Below are 20433 nucleotides of genomic sequence, written 5' to 3' on the forward strand. Positions count from 1 at the left end.
AGCTTGCGCAAGTGCCGTTTCGGTGCGGTGCTGCTCGGTGATGTCCTCATGGGTCGCGACCCAGCCGTTGCCGGGCATTGGGCGATGCCGGATGCGCACGATGCGGCCGTTTGTCAGTTCGACCGTGGTGTCCGAATCCTCGGTGATGACGGGAGAACTGTTACGCCAGACCAGATAGTCTTCCTTGGACATCCTGGGGGCGCTGCCCACGGCATAGCGCAGATCGACGATGTCGTTCAGCTTCATGCCCGGATGGACGGCGTCCGGATCGAGGTCGTAGATCTCCAGGTACTGCCTGTTGCAGACGATCAGGCACTGGTCCTCGTCGAAGAAGCAGAGACCCTGTGACATGTTGTTGAGCGCCCGGTCGAAGCGCTCGGCCACGGCCATCGCAGTCTTCTCCGCAACGCGTGCGCGGTCTCCTTCCTCGGCCAGTCGGCCGTGAGTTCCGACGAGTTGAACGAAGGATCGGAAATTGGTGCTGATCATCCGTCCGAGCAGGAGGAGCAGCAGCAGCAGATTGATTCCCAGCGAGATCATCATGCCATCGCCCGAGAGCAGCAGCACAGTCGCGATCGGGGTGCCGGCGATAATCATCGTCAGGAGCGATGCGGGCGGAAAGCTGCCGAGGCAGTAGGCCGTGCCTACGCAGCCCATGAACACGAGCAGCGCGACCGGCGCGCGGAGCTCCGGTTCGACGACACCGAACAGCGCCAGGATCCAGAGCACGAAGCCCGTGTTGAGGACGATCGCGACGACACGGGTTCTGACGAGCTCGCGATAGGCGTGCTCGGGGGTGAATTCGGCGCCGCTCAGGCGAAGCCACTGGATCAGCCGGACCATGCAGATCGCGAGCAGTAGGGCCGGGACCGCAAACCGGAGCCACGGCGAAACGTTCGACGGGAGCACTAGTCCCACGCTGATGCTGTCGATCAGCAGGACCGCGTAGAGAACCGGAACCTGCTTGCGCAGCACGCGGAATTGCTCCACGAGCAGCGAACGACCGAGCGGATCGGTCGTGCTGCCCACGGAGAAGGCGGCGCGCATTCGAGAGAACAAGTCCATCGGGAAATCCCCAGCAGATCAACAGGCTAGGGACCAAGTGTCGAACGACACGTAAAGGTGGCGACCGCCCGCCGGACTAGATGATGTTTTGGTGACGTTGGTCTTAACGCGTCTGGCGCAATTGCGAAGGAACCGCTTCGCGAGGGTTGTTTCGGGCGGGCTCATCGCGCGGCCGATGCGGCTGCTGCGCCCGCTAGTTGCTGATCGGGGTCGAGAATGTTCTGAAGACAGGGTAGGCGGCCGCCGCTATCTACCAGGAGCGAGAGGCTGATGCGCGCGACCACGCCGGTCCAGGCGCGCTCTTCGCTGGCTGGATAGTTGATAGTGACCAGGCGAGCCGAATTGCAGCGGTCGTACCAAACCTTGTCGCCCTTGTAGCTGGAGAGCGCGAAGAAACGCGACGTCACCCGCTTGTACTGGATGCGCGCAGGCGGCCCCTTTTTCTAAAGGAAGGCTGCCGGTGAATCGTTGGAGACGTTCGGAGCAGCCTGTATCGTGATGTTGGCCCGGCCGTTGAAGGTGGAAAAAAGCTGCCCGTATCCGTCCGGCTTGCTCTCGGCTTCGGTGAAGATCCGTCCTTATGCCAATTCGGAAGCCGCGGCCCGCAAACTGGTGGAGTTGGCGACCGGTGTCGCGCCGGTCCAGGACGGTCGCATTCATATCGAAAATCAACGCACATTCCTGTTCGCGCTGAAGGCAACAGGCAGCAAGTTCGGCGCCTGCCTCGAGTTCGCCGGCGAGCGAGGCTGGGCTCGAACTGCACGAGAGCGGCACCTACGTGCGGATACTACCGCCAAGCATTAATCTGTTTCCGCGTCAGTAAAGCAGCAGCACCGGTAGCCACGCTGCCAGCGACGCACAGAGACCGATACCCAGATAAGGCAATGCAAGGCGCATCGGCATCCCTCCGAGACGCCAAAATACATCGCCGCGAGCTTCGCACATTCGGCGGCGACCGGCCACGAATCTCCAGTTTGCGTCGACAACGTGGAACCACCGGCATCGCAGGCCGATTGATAACCCGCCGAGCATCGCCGCCGATGCTGGCGGAGCGGCCCCGGTCTACTTGCCCCCAAGCCCCCCAACCGGGGCCGACTCTCCGACCCTAAAGAGCGGCATGTGAGGACTGCTATGCCAAAGTATTTTTTCCACGTTCATCATGGCCACACCGAGCTAGACGAAGAGGGCGAGGAGTTGCCCGACAAGCATGCGGCATGGCGGGAGGCGACGGTGACCGCGGGACAGATTCTGCAAGGCCTCGACGGCAGATTGCGCCCGCAGGAGGACTGGAGCATGGAGGTCGTCGACGAGTTTCAGAACCCGCTCTACACCCTGCGCATCAGCGCCGAGAAGCCGAAGTGACGAAGCTTGTGATAGTAGCGGCGATCGTTCTCACGGCGCTCATCGCGTTTTCGGTGTGGGTGATCGCGCTATGACCTTCGAGACATCGAGTTCTTCCAATCCGGTCGCCTGCTGGCATTCGCATGGCATGCCCGCCCCGCACTGACATCCCTTCTCATCCCAAGGCTGGAACGGGTGGTTTTCGCAGACCCAGCCCAAACCGAAGCAGATCTGACAATCTGGATCTATCAGGTGACCAACTCCAGCGAGCGGTCGGCACAAAATTTCTTGTAATCTCTGATGGCCGTGTTCGAAAGCATCAATACCCGACGCTCACCGCGACGAACCAGTTTTTCCACCGACTCCAGCAGAACCTTGCTCGCGACCGACGGATCGCCGAGGTCACCGGTGCGCTCAAGATAATCCCAGGCGATCTGAATCGAATTTTCCATGACGACGGGCAAAGGTTCACTCATCGAAAAGAAACAAGTCCGAGGCGGGCATGTTCCTCGGGGCTCCCGATTTGAACCCAAAGCCGGTCGTGCAGCTAGGTTGTACGCAGCTGGAAGTCGAACCTCACAGGCGTGCGAGGATGTCGGACAGCGTCAATGCGAACATCGCGGCCAGGAACACCAATCCTGCCATCGCGGCAAGCCGGATCAGGGGTCTGGCGGAGGCCAGCTCCATGAACAGCAGGACCACGAGCATCGATTTGGCGATCGCGATCACGATGCCGCTCGCTGTCGTTATCCGACCCATGGGAATGTATGCGGAGACGAGGCTGAGTAGCAGCAGCGCCATCAGCGCGGCCCAGATCACCAGATTTCGCGTCCACAGGCGGCGGACGGTAAGGCCCGATTTGTCTGGCTCGCTCACGACGAACGTCCCGGTAGATAGATCAGCGGATACAGGAAGATCCAGACGATGTCGACGAGATGCCAGTACAGCGCGGTGACCTCGATCTCAGGATTCTCCGTCACCGGAAGCTCGCGGCGGAGCAACACCCAGACCAGGCGGCCGACCAGCGCAATGCCGATCGACAGGTGGATGGCGTGGACCGACGTGACCAGCCAATAGAATCCAAAGAACAGCTGCGCTGCTCGCTCCGGTAGCGCAAATCCAGCGCCCGGGACCAGATGCTTGTCCATGTCTTCTTTGTATTCGAAGCCCTTGATGACGATGAAGGCGAGGCCGAGCAGCGCGGTCACCACCAGGCATGCGATCACCAGCCGCCGCAGCCGCGCGTAGCTCTCCGCCCCTTGCGCTGCGACCGCAATGGTGAGGCTGCTGGTCAGCAGCACTGCCGTGTTGATCGTGCCGTACCAGATGTTCGTCTCGCGGCCGGCCGCCGCGAACGCCGCCGGATGCTCGATCCGGCAGACCGAGTAGGTCAGCATCAGGGCGCCGAAGAACAGCGTCTCGCTGGCGAGGAATACCCAGATGCCGAACTTGCCGGCTTCGCGCTGGCGGCTGAAATCGACCCAGGGCTCTCGCAGCATTGCGGTTTCGTCACTCATTGCGTCTCTTTCGCGTTCTGCATTTCCGGCGGATCGGTTCCCGCCGACATGCCCTCGGCGTGATAGTCGTAAGGCGCCCGGTCGATCCGGGGCTGCCAGTCGAAATTCTTCGGCGGCGGCGGCGAACTCGTGGTCCATTCGAGGCCGGTCGCACCGAACGGATTCCGGCCGGCCTTGCCGCCGTAGAACAGCGACCAGGTGAGGTAGAAGAGCGGCAGCAGATAGGCGATGGCGAGCACCGCCGCGCCGGCGGAGGACATGACGTTGTAGATCTGAAATTCCGCCGGATAGGTGTGATAGCGCCTGGGCATGCCGAGATAGCCTGCGAAGAATTGCGGCAGGAATGTCATGTTGAAGCCGGCATACATCAGGATCGCGGCGAATTTCGCCCAGCTCTCCGGATAGCGCCGGCCCGTCACCTTCGGCCACCAGAAATGCATGCCGGCGAAGAAGGCCGAGACCGAGCCGCCGACCATGATGTAGTGGAAATGGGCGACCACGAAATAGGTGTCGGTGACGTGGACGTCAACCGGGATCGACGCGAGGAACAGCCCGGAGAGACCGCCGGTGGTGAACAATCCAACGAAGCCGAGCGCGTACAGCATCGGGGATTCGAAGCTGATCTGCCCGCGATAGAGCGAGGCCGTCCAGTTGAACACCTTGATCGCCGACGGCACGGCGATGATGAAGGAGAGGAACGAGAACACAAGGCTGGCGAGCGGCGACTGGCCGGAGACGAACATGTGGTGTCCCCAGACGAAGAAGCCGATGCCGGCGATCGCGAGCATGGCATAGACCATGAAGTCATAGCCGAAGATCCGCCGCCGCGCGAAACAGGGGATGATCTCGGACACCACGCCCATGGCCGGCAGCACCATAATGTAGACCGCCGGGTGCGAGTAGAACCAGAACAGGTGCTGGAACAGGATCGGATCGCCGCCGCGCGCGGGATCGAAGATCGGCAGGCCGAACACCCGCTCGGCGATCACCAGCAGCAGCGAGATCGCGAGCACGGGCGTCGCGAGCACCATGATCAGCGACGTCGCGTAGATCGCCCAGACGAACAGCGGCAGCCGGAACCAGGTCATGCCCGGGGCGCGCAGCATGTGGGTGGTCGCGATGAAGTTGACGCCGGTGGCGATGCTGGCGAAGCCGACCACGAACACGCCGGCGGCGGCGGCGAACACGTGGGTGTTGGAGAACATCGAGGAATAGGGCGTGTAGAACGTCCAGCCAGTGTCGACGCCGCCGGCGACGAGGGCATAGACGGTGAACGCGCCGGCCGCGATGGTCAGGTACCAGCTGAACAGATTGAGGCGCGGGAAGGCGACGTCCGGCGCCCCGATCATCAGCGGCAGCAGGAAGTTGCCGAGGGTGTTGGGGATCGACGGCACCAGGAAGAACCAGACCATGATGATGCCGTGGAACGAAAACAGCTTATTGTAACTGTCCGAGGTCATCAGCCAGCCGTTCGGCTGGAACAGCTCGAGCCGCACAGCGGTGATCGCCGCGCCACCGAGGAAGAAGAAGATGGTGATAGTCACCGCGTAGAGGATCGCGATGCGCTTGTGATCGGTGGTGGAAAGCCAGGACCACACCGTCGATCCGTGGCGCAGGTAATCCGGGCGCGGCGGCAGCGGCAGCTCTCCGGCGAGCAGGGAATCAGTCATTGGGCGGCTCCTCCCCGAGCGAGCGGATATAGGCGGTCAGGCTCTGAATCTCGCCGTCGTCGAGCAGCCCCTTGAAGCTCGGCATGATCGGCTCGAAGCCGGCGACGACGTCGCGCTTCGGCTGCAGGATGGAGTCGCGGAGATAGGCGTCGTCGGCGGTGACAGTGCGCCCGTCGGCGAGCTGGACCGCGCGGCCATAGAGGCCGGCAAGGCGCGGCGCGTGGACATTGGAGGATGTGGCGTGACAGCCAGAGCAGCCCTGCGAGACGAACAGCTTGGCACCTTCATGAGCGAGGTCGTCGCCTTCGGGTTGGCGGGTCAGCCATTTGGCGTAATCCTCGGGCTGCATGACGACGATCTCGCCACGCATCGCCGAATGGTTGGTGCCGCAATATTCGGCGCAGAGCAGCGGGAAGGTGCCGGTCTTGCTCGCCTCGAACCAGATGTCGGTATCGCGTCCGGGCACCACGTCCTGCTTGACGCGGAACGCCGGCGCGTAGAAGGAGTGGATCACGTCCTGCGAACTCATCAGCAGATGCACCGGCTCGTGCAAGGGAACATGCAGCGCGTTGATCTCGCGGGCCCCGTTCGCGTGCTGCGTCTTCCACATCCACTGCTTCGAGACCACATGGATCTCCAGCGCATGCGGCGGCGCCGCGAGGCTACTGAGGTCGGCGGAGGAGGCCCACCAGAACAGGAAGGCGAAGGTGAGGAGCGTCGCGAGCGTCCAGCCGATCTCGAACTCGCGGCCGAGAAACTCCGGCATCGGACCGCGCTTGGCCTTCGATCCGCGCCGGTAGCGCACGGCGAACAGCAGGATCAGCCCGAATACCAGCACGACGGTCGCCCCGGACAACGCGAGCAGCAGGTAGAAGATGTGATCCACCGTGACGGCGTGCGTGCTGGCCTCGGGCAGGCTGAACAGCGAGTTCATGCCGAAGCTCCGCGTCGTCTGCCGCGCACCAGCAACAGCCCGATCAGACCCGCCATCGCGGCGACCGTGGCGCCGCCGAGAAGCTGCAGGATCACCGCGATCCTGCTGGTGTAGATGCCGTGCACAGCATCGAATCCGTAGCATAGCAGTGCGATTCGGCCGGGGAGGCCGCCGATGCGGCCGTTGCCGGCCTCGAGCAGCGCGAGACGCAGATCGGCGGGCTGCAGCGCAAGGCTGGAGAGCGAGCGGACGACCCGTCCATCCGGTGCGAGCGTGACGAAGGCTGCCGGATGCGCGATGGCGTCACGGCTGCGGTCGAATGCGGTGTGATAACCAATGCTGTCGAGCAGTGTGCGGACGCTGCCGGGCGATCCGGTCAACACCGATGTCCCGGCCTGGCCGATCTGTCCCTCCGTGAAGCGCCGTGCGTCGTCGCGGCTGTCGCGCGGATCGATCCCGACGATGACGAGGCTGTAGTCGCGTCCCGCTGCGAGCCCGCTCTGCTGCAAGGCAGAACTCGCGATCGTCAGCGCCGGCCCGCAGATCTGCCGGCAGGTGAAGTCGGCCGGGATCAGCAGCGTCGGACGCCCGGCGACCGCATCGCCGATCGACACGGGACGGCCGTCGAGACCGGTGAATTGCAAGGCGAGTGGGACATGCGCATCGGCTCGCGGATCGAAGGCGACGCGCCCGATCTCCTGCTCGGTCAATCCGGCCCGCGCAAGCGCTGGCCACAGCACCAGCGAAAGAACGAGGAGAGCCCGCCTCATGGCTTGCCTCCGTCGGCAGGGGGCGGTTGAGCGTCGTGATCCCCGATCGCATCATAGGCATGCGGGCCACGGCCGGCGATGAGCTGCATCGCCTGATCGATCGGGATGCGCGCCTTATTGTGGTCGCGATCCACCCAGGCATAGCCGGAGAACCGGGCCTGCTGCTCGGCCTCGAAGCGCGCGAGGTCGGCCTGCGGCGATGTCTGCAACGCCGGCGCCGGAAACCGCCGCTCCGTGCGCGGGAGGAAGGCGCTTGGCACTTGGGCGTTCAGAAACAGCAAAAGTCCAGCGATAGCAGCCGCCACGAACAGCAGGAAGCCGCCGACGACGGCCAGGACGACGCGGTTGTCAACATCGGCCGGTTGCGGCAGCGCGCGATGTCCCATCTCCTCAACCGGCATGGCGCTTGCCTCCGAATGCGAGGCCTCGACCGAACAGCATGGAAGACGCGGTCAGGATGACGAGCGAACCCAGGCCGGCCAGGGCGACGGCGGGTTGCCGGGCAAACGCGGGCAGGATCAGCCAGGCGAAGTGCAGGCCGGTCCCGAGCAGCAGGAGAACACCGACGGCACGCAGGCCGGCACGGCTGGCGCGTACGCCCGCGAGCAGAAGCATCGTGAACGGCAGAACTGCCCCAATGACGAAAGTTGCGATCAGCACCGCAGCCCATGTGTCGGTGCCGCGCTTGAGGAACCACGCCGCCTTGTGCGGCAGATCGCCATACCAGGCGACCACGAACGTCATGTAGGTGAGATAGACAACGCCCAGCAGCGTGAGCATCAGCAGCTTGCCGATGTCGCTCCTCGCCCGGCCTGCGACATTGGCGATCCCGACGACGGCCAGCACGGCGAGCGCCGCCAGCAACTGCTGGATGGCGATCATCGATGCGAAGGCGGTGGACACGTAGTGCGGCTCGACCGACAGGAACCAGTCGATCGCGACCACGCTGATGGTGAGCCCGAAGAAGGCGAGGCCGAGCCCGGACAATAGCCTTCCGCCGAGGCCGGACGCAAAGATCACTGCCAGAACCGACCATCCCGCCAGGGTGATCACCGCCCGCAGGATGAAGGATGCCTGACTCAGATACCAGGCCGCGACATCCGGCTTGATCTCGCCGGGATCCGCAGCCCAAGGATAGACTGCCGGCAGTGTGGCGAGCACCGGAACGAAGGCGATGGCAACGAGCGGCATCATGGCGGCGAGCGGACGCAGGACCGGTGCAGCAGCGATGCCCCAGACCCCGCCGGTCAGGCGGTGGATCAGCAGCAAATTCATGCTGCCGACCGGGGCGCAGCTCCAGATGGCGAACGCCAGCAGCCAGCCCTGCAGCAGGGGTGGATAAATAGCCAGGCGCCCGAGAACGAGCAACAGCGCGGCCGTGAGCGTCAGCAGCGCAAGCCCGGCCGCCGCATGCCGGTTGCCGAATGCCGACAGAGTCTGCCTATGCGATGCCGCGATCATGGCAGCTTGCTCCTCAGCTGCGGGACCTCGGTCATATCGGTCCGCTGCGACTGCTGAAGCGCGCGGATATAGGCGATGATGGCCCAGCGGTCGCGCGGCTCGACGCGCGCGGCATAGGAATACATCGCGCCGTAACCGTTGGTGATCACGTCGAAGAAGTGCCGGGCGTCGGCGGCGCGCAGCCGGCTCGAATGAAACGACGGCGGGGCGGGAAAGCCGCGCTGCACGATCATGCCGTCGCCATGGCCGGAGAGTCCGTGGCAGGGCGAACAGTAGATGCCGAAACGCTCGCGGCCGCGCGCCAGCAGCGCCATGTCGACGGGCGGCGGCGTCGCGACCTGCCGCGCGCGATCGAGCTCGCCCTGCGCGATGGCGCCCTTCGGCGGGACCTGGGCCTCGGTGCCGTCCCTGAACAGCGCCGCCTTCGTAAACGTGCCGTAGCGGTTCTGCTGCGTCATCGAGTGGTCGCCGCAGCCACCGAGCGCGGCGGGCAGCATCATCAAGCAGAGCAGCCGGCGGATCGTCATGGCGCGCGCAGCTCCGTCACCACGACCGCGCCGGCCTCGGTGAGTACCGTCCGCAAATCTCTGGGATCGGCTTCGGAGGCGGCGACCAGGATGTAGCGATCCTGGGTCGCGCGCTCGAAACCCGGGATTTCGAACAGGGCATCGTGCAGCCGCGGCAGGCGGCACGACCGCAGAAAGGCGATCACGCCGGTGAGGGCGGCGGCAAACACGCCAACCTCGAAGGGGACCAGCAGGAACACCTGCCAGGAATTGAGCGGCCGGCCCCCGCTGTCGATCGGATAGTCGATCACGGCGCTGTACCATTGCAGGCCGAACGCGAAAGCGGCGGTCGCGAGCCCGCCGATCAGCATCGCCACCCTTATCCGCGAGCGATCGAGGCCGAGCTGTTCCGCCAGCCCTTCGATCGGGTAGGGCGTGAAGGCGTCCAGTGCGGCATGGCCCGTGCTCTTCACGCGCCGCAAGGCCGCTTGCAGTGTTTCGGCGTCGAGGAACTGCGCTACCAGCGTCGCGGTCATGCGGCGGCCTCCTCGTGGGCGAGTTCGCGCATGTCGAACATCGACACGCTCGGGATCAGCCGCATGAAGAGCAGGAACAGGAAGGCAAAGAAGCCGAGTGGCGCGATCAGGAAGCTCCAGTCCCAGAAGGTAAAATGGAAACTGCGCCATAGCGAAGGCATGTAGTCGTGCGACAGCGTATTCCAGACGATGAGGATACGCTCGAGCCACATTCCGATGTTGATCGCGATGGCGACAAGAATGAGCACCGGCAACGAACGTCGCGCGAACGGCCACCACAGGAGCTGAGGCACGAGGCAGTTGCAGGTCAGGAGCGCCCAGTACAGCGGCGCGTAGGTGCCGGTGAACTCGAAGCGCACAACGGCGCGGTCGGCATGCTCGCCGCCATACCAGCCCATGAACCACTCGGTCGCATAGGAATAGAACATCACGATGGAGGCCATCAACAGGATGCGGGCCATCGCGTCGAAATGCCGGGGCGTAATGATGGCCTGGAGGCCGAGCCCCCATCGGATCCCCGCTGCGAGCACGACGACCATCGCGAAGCCGGAATACATTGCGCCGACCACGAAATAGGGCGGGAAGATGCTCTCCTGCCAGCCGGGCATGAGGCTGGCGGCGAAATCGAGGCCGACGATCGAATGGACCGAACAGACCAGCGGCACGCCGAGCGCCGCCATCGTGCTGTGCAGCGTCTGGAGCCGCGACCATTCCCGCGCCGAGCCGCGCCAGCCCAGCGCGAATGCGCCGTAGACGAGCTGGGCCCCTCGCCGCGGCGCGCGGTCGCGCAGGGTGGCGAGGTCGGGGATCAGGCTGACGTACCAGAACAGGATCGAGAACAGCAGATAGCTGACGATGGCCCAGAAGTCCCAGACCAGCGCGCTGCGCCATTGCGGCCACAGCGCCATCGTGTTCGGATAGGGCGCGAGCCAGTAGGCATAGATCGGCCGGCCGAGATGAATGATCGGCATCAGCCCGGCGATCGCGACCGCGAATAGCGTCATGGCTTCCGCAAAGCGGTTGATCGAGGCTCGCCATCGCTGCCTGGTCAGCAGCAGCATCGCCGAAATCAACGTGCCGGCGTTGCCGATGCCGATCCACCAGACGTAATTGGCGATGGCAACGCCCCACACGATGGTGGAGTTGATGCCCCAGATGCCGATGCCGCGGTAGAACAGCCAGACGATCGCGACCAGCAGCCAGAGCACGAAGGGCAGGGTGGCGAGCAGCGCGAGCCACCACCGCTTGCCGAACCCGGTGAACAGCGGGTCGGCGATGGCCTGGGTGATCGCGACGTCGTCGGCGCGCTCCGCCGAAATCCAGCGATGCGCGGGCGGCTGTTGCGGCACGAGGACTTGGCTCATGTCTACTCCTCCGCGGGATTGCGCAGGTCGGCCAGATAAGTGGTCCGCGGCCGCGTGCCGAGATGCCCGAGCAGGGCATAGTGGCGCGGATCGGCCTTATCGCGATTGATCTCGGCATCGGTGTGGTTGAGGTCGCCAAAGCTGATGGCGCGCGTTGGGCAGGCGTTCTGGCAGGCGGTGCGCACCTCGTCCGGACCGAGCGTGCGATTCTCGCGCTCCGCGCTGCGCCGCGCGCCGCTGATCCGCTGGACGCAATACGTGCACTTTTCCATCACGCCACGGGCGCGAACGGTCACCTCCGGATTTTTTTGCCCGCGATAGGAGTCCGCGCCGAGATTAGCGTATTCCTCGCCGTCGGCGTAGCCGAAGAAATTGAAGCGACGGACCTTGTACGGGCAGTTCGCTTCGCAGAAGCGGGTGCCGATGCAGCGATTGTAGATTTGCCCGTTCAGGCCTTCATGGTCGTGCACGGACGCCGCGACCGGACAGACCGGTTCGCACGGCGCATGCTCGCAATGCATGCAGGGTACCGGCTGGAAGCCGAGCGGCCTCCCGTTCGCCATGCCATGATCGTAGGCATCGACGCGCATCCAGTGCATGTCGCGCCCCATCGCGATCTGCTCCGGTCCGACGACGGGAACGTTGTTCTCAGCCTGGCACGACACCACGCAGGCGTTGCAGCCGATGCAGACCGACGTATCGATCACCATCGCCCAGGCATGACCATCGCTCGACTGGATGGTCCGCGGCATCAGGCTCGGCGTGTCGTCCAAGGCTGCCGCGGCCGGCGTATGGCCGAGCTGGTACAGCGGATAGAGTTCGCGGACATCGTTCGGCGTCCGCACCACGTTTTGCGTGGTTAGGATCGGCTCCCGGCGTCCGCTTCGCGTGACCGAGACGCTTGGAATGCGCCAGCGATGCTCTCCGGTTCGCAGCGCATAGGCATTTGCGCCGACGCCGTCACCGATTGCGCCCGCCTTGTGCCGGCCCGCGCCGATCGTGAGCGTGCCGACCCCGGCTGCGGTCCCGGGCTCGGTCAGAACCGGCACGTCGAGCGTTCGATCGCCGGCACCGATCGTGACGATATCGCCGGAGGCGACGCCGAGTCTCGTCGCGTCGTCGGGATGCAGCGCGAGCGCATTGCCCCAGACCTGCTTGGTCAGCGGCTTGGGGCACTCCTGCAGCCACGCATTGTTGGCGAAGGAGCCGTCCCACAGGCAGGGATCGGGGCGCAGGATGAGAGTGATGCCGTCGGCATGCGTGTCCTGTGCTTCGCCGCCCGGCATCGGCGGTAGTTGCGGCGCAGCCACGGCGACGGCGGCGGCGCCGGGCCCGGCGATGACGCCGTCGTGCAGCGCCTGCTTCCACCACGCCTCGAAATCGCCGGTGGCCGCGCTTTGCCAGGTCTGCCGCACCAGGTCGTAGGCGCTCGCATCCTGCTCCCCGGCGAGCCAGGCCAGCAGCTCGTGGACGCCGTAGCTGCAGTAGAGCGGCCGGATCAGCGGCTGGACGATGCTCGCAGTGCCGTCGCTGGCGCGCAGATCCGACCAGGCTTCGAGCGCATGATGCTGCGGAACATGCCAGGTTGCGAGTGCCGCCGTCTCGTCGACATACTCGCCCATATGCAAACGGAACGGCGCCTGCTGCAGCCGCGCCCCGAATTGCAGATCGGCCGGCGCGTCATAAACAGGGTTCGCGCCGACGATGACAAGCTGGCGCACGCGCCCCGCCGCGAGATCGCCGGCGAGCTGTTCGAGGGTGGCGGCCTGCTGGCCCGACGGCGTGCGATCGATCGGCTCGATGAGACGGACTGGTGCATCGATCTGCGCGTTGATCCAGTGAACCAGCGCATGGATCTCCTTCGACAGCGTCGGTCCCGCCATGACGAGCGCTGCGCCCTTGTGGGCGCTGAGGTCCGTCGACATCTTGCGCAGCAGCGCGCGCTCGCGCTCGGGGAGCTCCGTTGCCCCTCGAGCTTCACCGAGCTCCCCCGCCAGACTCATCGCGAAGCGTTCGATGGCCTCGGGTCGCAGTGCCAGCCGCTGGTCGGCCTTGGCGCCTGTCAGCGTGAAGCCGCTTTCGAGGCAATAGAGACGCGAGAAGCTGTTGGCATCGCTTCGGCCTTCGGCGAAGCCGCGGCCGTGCCGGATCTGGTCGGGCCCGTGCCCGATCGGATCGGCATCCAGCGCAACGATCACGCGCGCCTTGGCGAGGTCGGCTACGCCGCGAAGCGGCCGGCCATGCGCGAGCTGGCTTCCCTGGCGCGCGTTGTCGTCGTCGGTCGGGTCGTAGGCGTGCCACGCCGCGGCGGGGAACGCCTGGAGCAGGGCATCGATCTGGCGGAGCGCGGTCGGCGATGTGGTGCGGCCGGTCAATAGCCGCAGGCCGTCGCCCTGACGATTGCGGGCGTCGGCGAGCTGGCTTGCCAGCGCACCTTGCAGCGCTTCGCGCGACGCAATGGCGCCGTCATGAAGGATGGTGCGCGAGCGGTCCGGATCGTAGAGCGACAGCACCGCGGCCTCGGCGAACACGTCGGTGGCGCCGAGACTGCCGGGATGGCGCGGATTGCCTTCCACCTTGATCGGCCGTCCGTCGATCGCGGTGACGATGACGCCGCGCCCTAGTCCGGCAAGTCCGAGCGTCGTCGCGAATTTCAGCGGCTCGCCGGGAACGATCCGCTCCGGCATCCGGATATAGGGGAGGATCTGCTGGTCCGGCTTGCTGCAGGCCGCGAGGCTGCTGGCCATGCTGGTCGCGAGCAGGCTGAGGGCCTGGCGCCGGTTGAGCTTGCTGCGCCGCGCCGGTTCGGGCCGCGTCGGCAGTTCGGTCAGCGGTGGCATATCGTGCAGTCCGTCAGATGGTCTGTGTGGATGTGATAGGTGGCGGCGAGCCTCGCGCCGGCCTCGGCCTGGTCCTTCGGGGCGTGCCAGTTGGGGTCGAACACCGCCTCGGTGGGACGCAAATGCGGCGCGGGGTTGCGATGGCAGTCGAGGCACCATTGCATCGTCAGCGGCGCCGCTTGCCGCATCAGCCGCATCTGTCCGACCTCGCCATGGCAGGTCGTGCAGCCGACGCCCTTGGCGACGTGAACCGAATGATCGAAATAGACGTAGTCCGGCAGCCGATGGACGCGCGTCCATGCGATCGGCTGGCCTTTGGCGAGGCTCTCGCGCACCGGCGCCAGCATCCGCGCGTTGGTCCAGATCTGCGAATGGCAGGTCATGCAGGTCTCGGTCGGCGGCATGCCGGCAAAGCGCGCCTTCTCGACCGAGGTGTGACAGTAGCGGCAGTCGAGCCCGAGCCCTGAGACATGATGCTCGTGGCTGAACGGCACGGGCTGGTTCCGCGTGACGTTCTGGTCGGTCGCATAGGGCGAGCGCATCAATTGATAGGACAGGCCGACGGCCAGCACCGGAGTCGCTCCAATCGCCGCGATCACCAGCATGGCGATCGTGTTCGCGCCGGGACGAAAAAGCTGCATCCGTCGGCCCCCTGCCGTAGCCGTGCCGTCACGCGCGAATGCGAACCGGGACCGATTTTGCCGCCGGCGTCTTGGAGTGCTTGTCGTGGTGCGACAGCGGGATCAGCGGATTCATTTCCGGGTAGTAGGCGCCGACGCAGCCGTCCGGCAGCTTGAACGGGGTCACCTTGAGCGGTCCCACTTCGCGCGCGACGCCGTCCTCGGCGTCGCTGACCAGCGAGACCATCTGGCCGTCCTGCAGGCCGGCGCGCGCGATCTCGTCCGGATTCATCAGCAGCACGTCCCGCGTACCCTCGATGCCGCGCAGGCGGTCGCTGTAGCCGTAGATGGTCGTGTTGAACTGGTCGTTGCTGCGCATGGTCAGCAGCCGGTAGCGGCCGGGCGCATCGGAAAAGCCGGTCGAGGTCAGCGTGTCCGGCACGGTGAACTCGGCCTTGCCGCTTTCGGTCTTCCAGATCCGTTCGCGGGCCGAGTTGCCGCGGTAGAAGCCGCCCGGCGTGAACATCCGCGCGTTGAAATCGTGGAATTCGTCCGGATAGGTTTCGGCGATCTCGTTGCGGATCAGGTCATAATTGCCGACCCACGCATCCCAGGTCAGCTTCGGGTAGGGCCGCAGCGTCGCCTTGGCAAGACCCGCCACGATCGCGACCTCGGATCTGAGATGCTCGCTCGCCGGTTTGCGCAGCCCGATCGAGCCCTGGATGCAGCTGAACGTGTCCTCCATGGTGACGGCCTGCTGCCCGCTCGCCTGGACGTCTTCCTCGGTGCGGCCGAGGCAAGGCAGCAGATAGGCGGCCTTGCCATGGATCAGGTGGCTGCGGTTGAGCTTGGTCGCGATCTGCACCGTCAGCTCGAGGTCGCGCCAGGCCTGCTCCATCTTGGCGCGTTCGGGAATCGCACGCACGAAGTTGCCGCCCAATCCGACGAAGGCCTTGACCTTGCCGGCGAGCACACCCTCGCAGGTCTCCACCGTGTTCATGCCCTTGTCGCGCGGCGGCTCGAACCCGAACTGCTTGGCGTATTTGTCGAGCGGAACCAGTTCGGGCTTTTCCGAGATGCCGACCGTGCGCTGGCCCTGCACGTTCGAATGCCCGCGCACCGGCGAGATCCCGGTGCCGTCGCGGCCGATATTGCCTTTCAGCAGCAGCATGTTGACCAGCATGGCGACGTTCTGGAAGCCGTGCACGTGCTGGGTCAGCCCCATGCCGTAGATCCCGATGACGCGGTCGGCCTCGACATAGACCTGGGCGGCACCTTCGATGACCTCCCGGCTGAGACCGGAGGCAGTTTCGATCTCGCTCCACGGAGTTGCCCGGACCTTGGCCTCGAACGCCTCGAAGCCCTGGGTGTGCTGTTCGACGAAGGGCGCATCGATGACGCGTTTTCCCTGCTGTTTGGCCGCATCGTCGGCGGCGAAGACGTGCTTGCAGATGCCGACGATGACCGCGATATCGCCGCCGACTTTCACCTGGTGATACTGGCTGCTGATCTGGGTGCTGTGACCCGTCAGCATTTCGGTCGGGCTTTGCGGATTGACGAAGAACTCCAGGCCCTTCTCGCGAACCGGATTGAAGGTGATGATCTGCACCCCGCGCTTGGCCGCGTCCTGCAGCGGATGCAGGAAGCGCGGGCTGTTCGATCCGGTGTTCTGTCCGAAGAAGAACATCGCATCGCAATTGCTAAGGTCGTCGAACACGACGGTCCCGACCCCGGCGCCGATCAGCTTCTTGAGCGCGACCGACGTCGTCTCGTGGCACATGTTCGAACTGTCCGGCAGGTTGTTGTTGCCGTAGACGCGCGCGAACAGGGCGTAGAGATAGGATGTCTCCAGGCTGGCGCGGCCCGACGAGTAGAACACCACCGACTTGGGATCGAGCGCCTTCAATTGCGTCCCGATCGCCTGAGAGGCTTCCTCCCAGGAGCAGGCGACGTATTTGTCGGTCGCGCTGTCGTAGCGCAGCGGATGCGTCAGCCGGCCCTGCTGCTCGAGGTCGTAATCGCTCCAGGCGAGCAGGTCGCTCACCGTGTGTTCGGCAAAGAAGTCCGGCGTGCAGCGGCGTGAGGTCAATTCCCAGAGCGTCGCCTTGGCGCCATTCTCGCAGAATTCGAATGCGTGATAGTCCGCCGGCTTGGCCCAGGAGCAGGACACGCACATGAAGCCCTTCGGCTTGTTCTGCCGGCGAAGCGTATCCAGTGCGGTCGGCGAATCCCATTCCTTGCCGAAGATCCGCGCGATTCCCTTGAGAGACCCCCAGCCGCCAGCCGGGCCGTCATATTCGACCGTTTCCGTTGCGTCGTTACCAGCTTCGTTGGATTGCACCATGGTCATGCTTCTCGTCGGGAAGTCGTCAGCCGCTTCGCCAACGTATGTTGATGGCTGCGGTTCCTCGGCATGAACTTTCTCTGGCGAGGCCGCGCGAGGACAAAATCCTCAATGCGGTCATAGAGATCGTTCGGATCAAGGGAAATTCGTCGGCGTGCCGGAACGAAAGTTTGCGCGCTGCCGTACGTTGATACGCGCCTGCAGCCGGCGGGCTGCGCCGATCATTCGTTCAGATGGCGCGAGCAGGGGAACCGCACGGAACCTGTGCCGCGCGGCAACGTTCTTCATGCGTGTCAGCGCGTCGCTGTCAAGCGACGTGAGCGGCTGCTCGATACAGATGAGCTTTGCCTGACACGGAAATGGGCCGGCGCACCGAGACGCCAGTGTTGGAGCGCGCCATGGACGATCGCTGTAGCCTCGACAAGCCCGAGCTGGTGTGGCGCGGGCGCGAGCCTGTGGCGTCGTCGCGCAGCGTCGCCGAGGAGCGGCCGGTCGCCCTCACGTTCAACGGATCGACTTACGCGGTGATGATGGCCTCGCCCGCCGATCTCCTGGATTTCGGCATCGGCTTCTGCCTGAACGAAGGCCTGGTGGAGACGGCGCGCGACATCCTCAGCATCGAAACCGTCGACCTCGCGCTCGGTTGCGAGGTGCGGATCTGGCTCGCGGAGGCCCATGCCGAACGTCTCGCCAAAAGGCGGCGCGCGATGGCGGGGCCGGTCGGTTGCGGCCTGTGCGGGATCGAAAGTCTCGAGCAGGCCTGCCCGCCGCCGGCGCGCGTTGCAGCCCCCGCCAAATTCCGTCCCGGTGATATTCTGAGGGCAATGGGCGCGTTGCGGCCGCTGCAGCGGCATCACCAGGCGACGGGTGCGATGCATGCCGCGGCGTTTTGGGACGGCAACGCAATCCGTATGGTGAGAGAAGATGTCGGGCGTCACAACGCGCTGGACAAGCTCGCCGGCGCGATCGCACGAGCCGGGCTGACGACCTCGCGCGGTGCCGTCCTGATGACCAGCCGGGTCTCCGTCGAACTGGTGCAGAAGGCCGCGCGCATTGGTGTGCCTCTTCTCGTTGCGGTATCGGCACCGACGTCGCTGGCGATCGAGACCGCCGAGCGCGCCGGCCTCACCTTGATCGGGATCGCGCGCGACGATGGCTACGAGATATTCAGCCACGCCGGCCGCTTGAAGTTCGAAGCAACGGAGCCTAGGGCCGAGCTCGAACGGCTTGCCCGCTGAACACCATTCGTTCGGTCTCGTACCGACTTCGCGGCTCGACCGATCTCGCAAGCGGAACGACCGAGGCGCATCGGCGCTATTGCTGGCATCCCATCCACAACAAGGAGACAGCGATGAAAACGACGCTTCTGGCGACCTTCCTGCTCACCGCAGCCGTATCCAGCCCGGTGCTTGCTCAAACGTCCACCAACTCGACGAATGTTTCGCAATCCACCGCGAGTTCGAACCAGAACCAGGCGATCGAGAAGATCCAGGACGACTTGAAGAAGGCCGGCTTCACCGACATCAAAGTCGTCGCCGAGTCCTTTGTCGTGCAAGCCAAGACCAAGGACGGTAATCCCATGGTCATGACCATCGGCCCTCACGGCATGTCTGTGTTCGAAGCGATGAACACGACCACGACGGGGTCGGGCTCCGCGAATACCCACAGCACGACCGGCTCCAGCACCTCGAACAACGGCAATACCTCGAGCAGCGGTACGGCTTCGAAATAGAGCCGGCGCGCCGGGCGCATGTCGCGGCGTTGTGAGGGCCGCCTTGGCAGCCCGAGGGAACCCGCCCCAGGTGGCTGCGTACTCTCCTTAGTCCCTCGTGGCGAACCGTCGCGGGGACCGGGGAGCAGCGACGATGCAGGACGGTCAGGCGGCAAGTTTGCTTTCAGGGTCGACCGAGGCCCTGGAAGTCAGGCCGCGTGCCGCCCAGAACCGGCTGCTGAGGTGCATCCCGGATGGCGAATTGACATTGCTTCGTTCGATCGCGACCGAGGTTGAGCTGAAGCCGCGTCAGGTCCTGCATCACTGGCGATTGCCGATGGACCACGTCTACTTCGTGGAGCGAGGCTTGATATCCGTGTCCGCGAAGGTCGAAGCCAATCGGTTCGTCGAAGCCTGGCTGGTCGGCTCCGAAGGCATGATCGGCGCGCCCTGCGTTTTGGCGCCGGAGGATCCGACGCCGCCGCACCGGCGCATCGTGCAGGTCGCCGGAACGGCGCTGCGCATTCCGGCGCAGACATTCGTTGCGGCGCTCGACGACCTCACCGTGCTCCGCAGCGTGATCCTGCGCTACGTCAACCTCGTCCTGTTCCAGACCTCGCAGATCGGCGCCTGCAACGCGCTGCATTCGGTGAAGCAGCGGCTCTGCCGCTGGCTCCTCGTCGCGGCGGCGGCGATGGACTCGGACGATCTGCCGATCACGCATGCGGTGCTGGCGCAGCTCCTTGGGATACGCCGGGCCAGCGTCAGCGAGTGTCTCGAGAGCTTCGAGCAGGCCGGGATCATCCGCAACGCCCGCGCCGCGATCCGCCTGACCAACCGCAGCGGCCTTCAGCATGTCGCGTGTTCGTGCTCCGGACTGATCCAGCGCGAATACGACCGGCAAATCGGCCGATTGATCGTACCCTCCGGCGTCCGACACCCGGATGGAAGCTGAACCGGCGGACGCTGAAAGGACCGCGGCCAGCGCTCCCTCCGAACAAGAAGGACGACCATGATCCCCGACTGGCTTCACGTCGTGACGCAGGTCTGCCTGCTCGCCGGGATCGCCTGCGCGATCGTCATCGCGGTCGACCTCGCGCGCCATCCCCAGCGCATGTGGATCATGAACGTGGTCTGGCCGGTGAACGCTCTGTTCGGTACCGTACTGACGTTGTGGTTGTACTATCGCTTCGGACGGCTCGCATCGCGCGTCGTAGACGATAGGATGCGCGGCGACAAAGGACGAAAGACGCCGTTTCCCGTCATGGTCGCCAAGGGCGCCATGCATTGCGGGGCCGGCTGCACATTGGGAGATCTCATTGCGGAAGGCCTTGCGCTGGTATTTCCGGTGATTGCGATCTGGGCGGGATGGAAGAGCCTGTTCACGGAGAAGATCTACGCGATCTGGGTGGTGGATTTCGTGTTCGCTTTCGTGATCGGCGTCGCCTTCCAGTACTTCACGATCAAGCCGTTGCGAGACCTCTCGCCGGGTGAAGGAATCGTTCAGGCGGTGAAGGCCGACGCGCTGTCCCTCACGGCCTGGCAAGTCGGTATGTACGGCTTCATGGCCGTCGCGCAGTTCGCGATCTTCCGGCACGCTTTCGGCGCGAAGCTCGAGCCCGTCATGCCCGAGTTCTGGTTCATGATGCAGATTGCGATGCTCGCAGGATTTGCCACGAGCTATCCCGTGAACTGGTGGCTCATCGCGACCGGCGTCAAGGAGCGCATGTAGCGGCGCGCTGCAGCTTAAAACG

At 64.9% G+C, this 20433-nt stretch carries 22 protein-coding genes; 6 read left to right on the forward strand and 16 right to left on the reverse strand.

What is annotated here, in order from left to right; all coding sequences use genetic code 11:
- Together XI06_RS02195 and XI06_RS43430 are read right to left on the reverse strand one after the other, a co-directional pair.
- The coding region (locus tag XI06_RS02195; RefSeq protein WP_271604569.1) for a PAS domain-containing protein at positions 1-1065 on the reverse strand (1065 nt) is incomplete at its 3' end.
- 161 nt (positions 1066-1226) lie between these two features.
- Entirely contained in the window at positions 1227-1472 is a 246-nt protein-coding gene (locus tag XI06_RS43430; RefSeq protein ID WP_333909304.1) for a hypothetical protein, read from the reverse strand.
- A 61-nt stretch (positions 1473-1533) separates the two neighbouring features.
- On the opposite strand from XI06_RS43430, the gene XI06_RS02205 reads away from it, so the two are divergent.
- Both XI06_RS02205 and XI06_RS02210 read left to right on the forward strand, forming a co-directional pair.
- Positions 1534-1869: a hypothetical protein gene (locus tag XI06_RS02205; RefSeq protein ID WP_333909305.1), complete on the forward strand. Its 336-nt coding sequence runs from the start codon at positions 1534-1536 to the stop codon at positions 1867-1869.
- A gap of 327 nt (positions 1870-2196) precedes the next feature.
- Entirely contained in the window at positions 2197-2427 is a 231-nt protein-coding gene (locus XI06_RS02210; protein WP_237864875.1) for a DUF6894 family protein, read from the forward strand.
- 227 nt (positions 2428-2654) lie between these two features.
- On the opposite strand, the gene XI06_RS02215 is transcribed toward XI06_RS02210, so the two are convergent.
- From XI06_RS02215 to XI06_RS02280, 14 genes are all read right to left on the reverse strand, one after another.
- Complete coding sequence (locus tag XI06_RS02215; RefSeq protein WP_271604570.1) at positions 2655-2870, reverse strand: hypothetical protein; 216 nt, start codon at positions 2868-2870, stop codon at positions 2655-2657.
- Positions 2871-2982: 112 nt separating this feature from the next.
- The gene (locus XI06_RS02220) at positions 2983-3282 is read right to left on the reverse strand and encodes a cytochrome C oxidase subunit IV family protein (protein WP_128962275.1); all 300 of its coding nucleotides are present in this window, start codon (positions 3280-3282) and stop codon (positions 2983-2985) included.
- On the reverse strand, positions 3279-3923 hold the full coding sequence (locus XI06_RS02225; RefSeq protein ID WP_128962274.1) for a cytochrome c oxidase subunit 3: 645 nt from the start codon (positions 3921-3923) through the stop codon (positions 3279-3281). Before XI06_RS02225 ends, XI06_RS02220 begins: the two co-directional genes overlap by 4 nt.
- On the reverse strand, positions 3920-5593 hold the full coding sequence (locus tag XI06_RS02230) for a cytochrome c oxidase subunit I (RefSeq protein WP_237864872.1): 1674 nt from the start codon (positions 5591-5593) through the stop codon (positions 3920-3922). Before XI06_RS02230 ends, XI06_RS02225 begins: the two co-directional genes overlap by 4 nt.
- Positions 5586-6527 (reverse strand): cytochrome c oxidase subunit II, encoded by a 942-nt coding sequence (gene coxB / locus XI06_RS02235; protein ID WP_128962272.1) that lies wholly within the window; start codon positions 6525-6527, stop codon positions 5586-5588. The genes XI06_RS02230 and coxB overlap by 8 nt, the downstream gene beginning before the upstream one ends.
- Positions 6524-7297 carry an SCO family protein gene (locus tag XI06_RS02240; RefSeq protein ID WP_237864871.1) on the reverse strand — a complete coding sequence of 258 codons (774 nt, stop codon included), beginning with the start codon at positions 7295-7297 and terminating at the stop codon, positions 6524-6526. Before XI06_RS02240 ends, coxB begins: the two co-directional genes overlap by 4 nt.
- Positions 7294-7698, reverse strand: a complete 405-nt coding sequence (locus tag XI06_RS02245; protein WP_237873106.1) for a hypothetical protein — start codon at positions 7696-7698, stop codon at positions 7294-7296. Before XI06_RS02245 ends, XI06_RS02240 begins: the two co-directional genes overlap by 4 nt.
- Positions 7688-8758, reverse strand: coding sequence for a hypothetical protein (locus XI06_RS02250; RefSeq protein WP_237873105.1), 1071 nt, complete (start codon positions 8756-8758; stop codon positions 7688-7690). The genes XI06_RS02245 and XI06_RS02250 overlap by 11 nt, the downstream gene beginning before the upstream one ends.
- Entirely contained in the window at positions 8755-9279 is a 525-nt protein-coding gene (locus XI06_RS02255) for a c-type cytochrome (RefSeq protein ID WP_237873169.1), read from the reverse strand. The genes XI06_RS02250 and XI06_RS02255 overlap by 4 nt, the downstream gene beginning before the upstream one ends.
- Before the next feature lie 2 nt (positions 9280-9281).
- Positions 9282-9800: a DUF3341 domain-containing protein gene (locus XI06_RS02260; protein ID WP_237864868.1), complete on the reverse strand. Its 519-nt coding sequence runs from the start codon at positions 9798-9800 to the stop codon at positions 9282-9284.
- Positions 9797-11164, reverse strand: a complete 1368-nt coding sequence (nrfD, locus tag XI06_RS02265; RefSeq protein WP_237873104.1) for an NrfD/PsrC family molybdoenzyme membrane anchor subunit — start codon at positions 11162-11164, stop codon at positions 9797-9799. The genes XI06_RS02260 and nrfD overlap by 4 nt, the downstream gene beginning before the upstream one ends.
- Before the next feature lie 2 nt (positions 11165-11166).
- Positions 11167-14004, reverse strand: coding sequence for a 4Fe-4S dicluster domain-containing protein (locus XI06_RS02270; RefSeq protein WP_237873103.1), 2838 nt, complete (start codon positions 14002-14004; stop codon positions 11167-11169).
- Positions 13992-14645: a cytochrome c3 family protein gene (locus tag XI06_RS02275; protein WP_128962265.1), complete on the reverse strand. Its 654-nt coding sequence runs from the start codon at positions 14643-14645 to the stop codon at positions 13992-13994. Before XI06_RS02275 ends, XI06_RS02270 begins: the two co-directional genes overlap by 13 nt.
- Before the next feature lie 28 nt (positions 14646-14673).
- On the reverse strand, positions 14674-16968 hold the full coding sequence (locus XI06_RS02280; protein ID WP_271604702.1) for an FdhF/YdeP family oxidoreductase: 2295 nt from the start codon (positions 16966-16968) through the stop codon (positions 14674-14676).
- 398 nt (positions 16969-17366) lie between these two features.
- Between XI06_RS02280 and fdhD the strand changes: the two genes are divergently transcribed.
- The 4 genes from fdhD to XI06_RS02300 all read left to right on the forward strand — a co-directional run bounded on the left by fdhD (position 17367) and on the right by XI06_RS02300 (position 20411).
- Positions 17367-18206, forward strand: a complete 840-nt coding sequence (fdhD, locus tag XI06_RS02285; RefSeq protein WP_237873102.1) for a formate dehydrogenase accessory sulfurtransferase FdhD — start codon at positions 17367-17369, stop codon at positions 18204-18206.
- A gap of 113 nt (positions 18207-18319) precedes the next feature.
- A complete protein-coding gene (locus tag XI06_RS02290) occupies positions 18320-18700 on the forward strand; it encodes a hypothetical protein (RefSeq protein WP_128962263.1) in 381 nt (126 codons plus the stop codon).
- 133 nt (positions 18701-18833) lie between these two features.
- Positions 18834-19634: a Crp/Fnr family transcriptional regulator gene (locus XI06_RS02295; RefSeq protein WP_237873101.1), complete on the forward strand. Its 801-nt coding sequence runs from the start codon at positions 18834-18836 to the stop codon at positions 19632-19634.
- Between the two features lie 57 nt (positions 19635-19691).
- The gene (locus XI06_RS02300; protein ID WP_237891497.1) at positions 19692-20411 is read left to right on the forward strand and encodes a DUF4396 domain-containing protein; all 720 of its coding nucleotides are present in this window, start codon (positions 19692-19694) and stop codon (positions 20409-20411) included.
- Positions 20412-20433: the final 22 nt, after the last annotated feature.

It is taken from the genome of Bradyrhizobium sp. CCBAU 11434, assembly GCF_028128895.1.
In the GTDB taxonomy this organism is placed as follows: Bacteria; Pseudomonadota; Alphaproteobacteria; order Rhizobiales; family Xanthobacteraceae; genus Bradyrhizobium; species Bradyrhizobium zhengyangense.

Coding starts and splice junctions, on each gene's coding strand:
- XI06_RS02290 (WP_128962263.1), top strand. CDS start 18,320: ATGAAAACGACGCTTCTGGCGACCTTCCTGCTCACCGCAGCCGTATCC.
- XI06_RS02270 (WP_237873103.1), bottom strand. CDS start 14,004: ATGCCACCGCTGACCGAACTGCCGACGCGGCCCGAACCGGCGCGGCGC.
- XI06_RS02225 (WP_128962274.1), bottom strand. CDS start 3,923: ATGAGTGACGAAACCGCAATGCTGCGAGAGCCCTGGGTCGATTTCAGC.
- XI06_RS02210 (WP_237864875.1), top strand. CDS start 2,197: ATGCCAAAGTATTTTTTCCACGTTCATCATGGCCACACCGAGCTAGAC.
- XI06_RS02300 (WP_237891497.1), top strand. CDS start 19,692: ATGATCCCCGACTGGCTTCACGTCGTGACGCAGGTCTGCCTGCTCGCC.
- XI06_RS02245 (WP_237873106.1), bottom strand. CDS start 7,698: ATGCCGGTTGAGGAGATGGGACATCGCGCGCTGCCGCAACCGGCCGAT.
- coxB (WP_128962272.1), bottom strand. CDS start 6,527: ATGAACTCGCTGTTCAGCCTGCCCGAGGCCAGCACGCACGCCGTCACG.
- XI06_RS02260 (WP_237864868.1), bottom strand. CDS start 9,800: ATGACCGCGACGCTGGTAGCGCAGTTCCTCGACGCCGAAACACTGCAA.
- XI06_RS02280 (WP_271604702.1), bottom strand. CDS start 16,968: ATGGTGCAATCCAACGAAGCTGGTAACGACGCAACGGAAACGGTCGAA.
- XI06_RS02240 (WP_237864871.1), bottom strand. CDS start 7,297: ATGAGGCGGGCTCTCCTCGTTCTTTCGCTGGTGCTGTGGCCAGCGCTT.
- XI06_RS02250 (WP_237873105.1), bottom strand. CDS start 8,758: ATGATCGCGGCATCGCATAGGCAGACTCTGTCGGCATTCGGCAACCGG.
- XI06_RS02295 (WP_237873101.1), top strand. CDS start 18,834: ATGCAGGACGGTCAGGCGGCAAGTTTGCTTTCAGGGTCGACCGAGGCC.
- nrfD (WP_237873104.1), bottom strand. CDS start 11,164: ATGAGCCAAGTCCTCGTGCCGCAACAGCCGCCCGCGCATCGCTGGATT.
- fdhD (WP_237873102.1), top strand. CDS start 17,367: ATGGACGATCGCTGTAGCCTCGACAAGCCCGAGCTGGTGTGGCGCGGG.
- XI06_RS02275 (WP_128962265.1), bottom strand. CDS start 14,645: ATGCAGCTTTTTCGTCCCGGCGCGAACACGATCGCCATGCTGGTGATC.
- XI06_RS02230 (WP_237864872.1), bottom strand. CDS start 5,593: ATGACTGATTCCCTGCTCGCCGGAGAGCTGCCGCTGCCGCCGCGCCCG.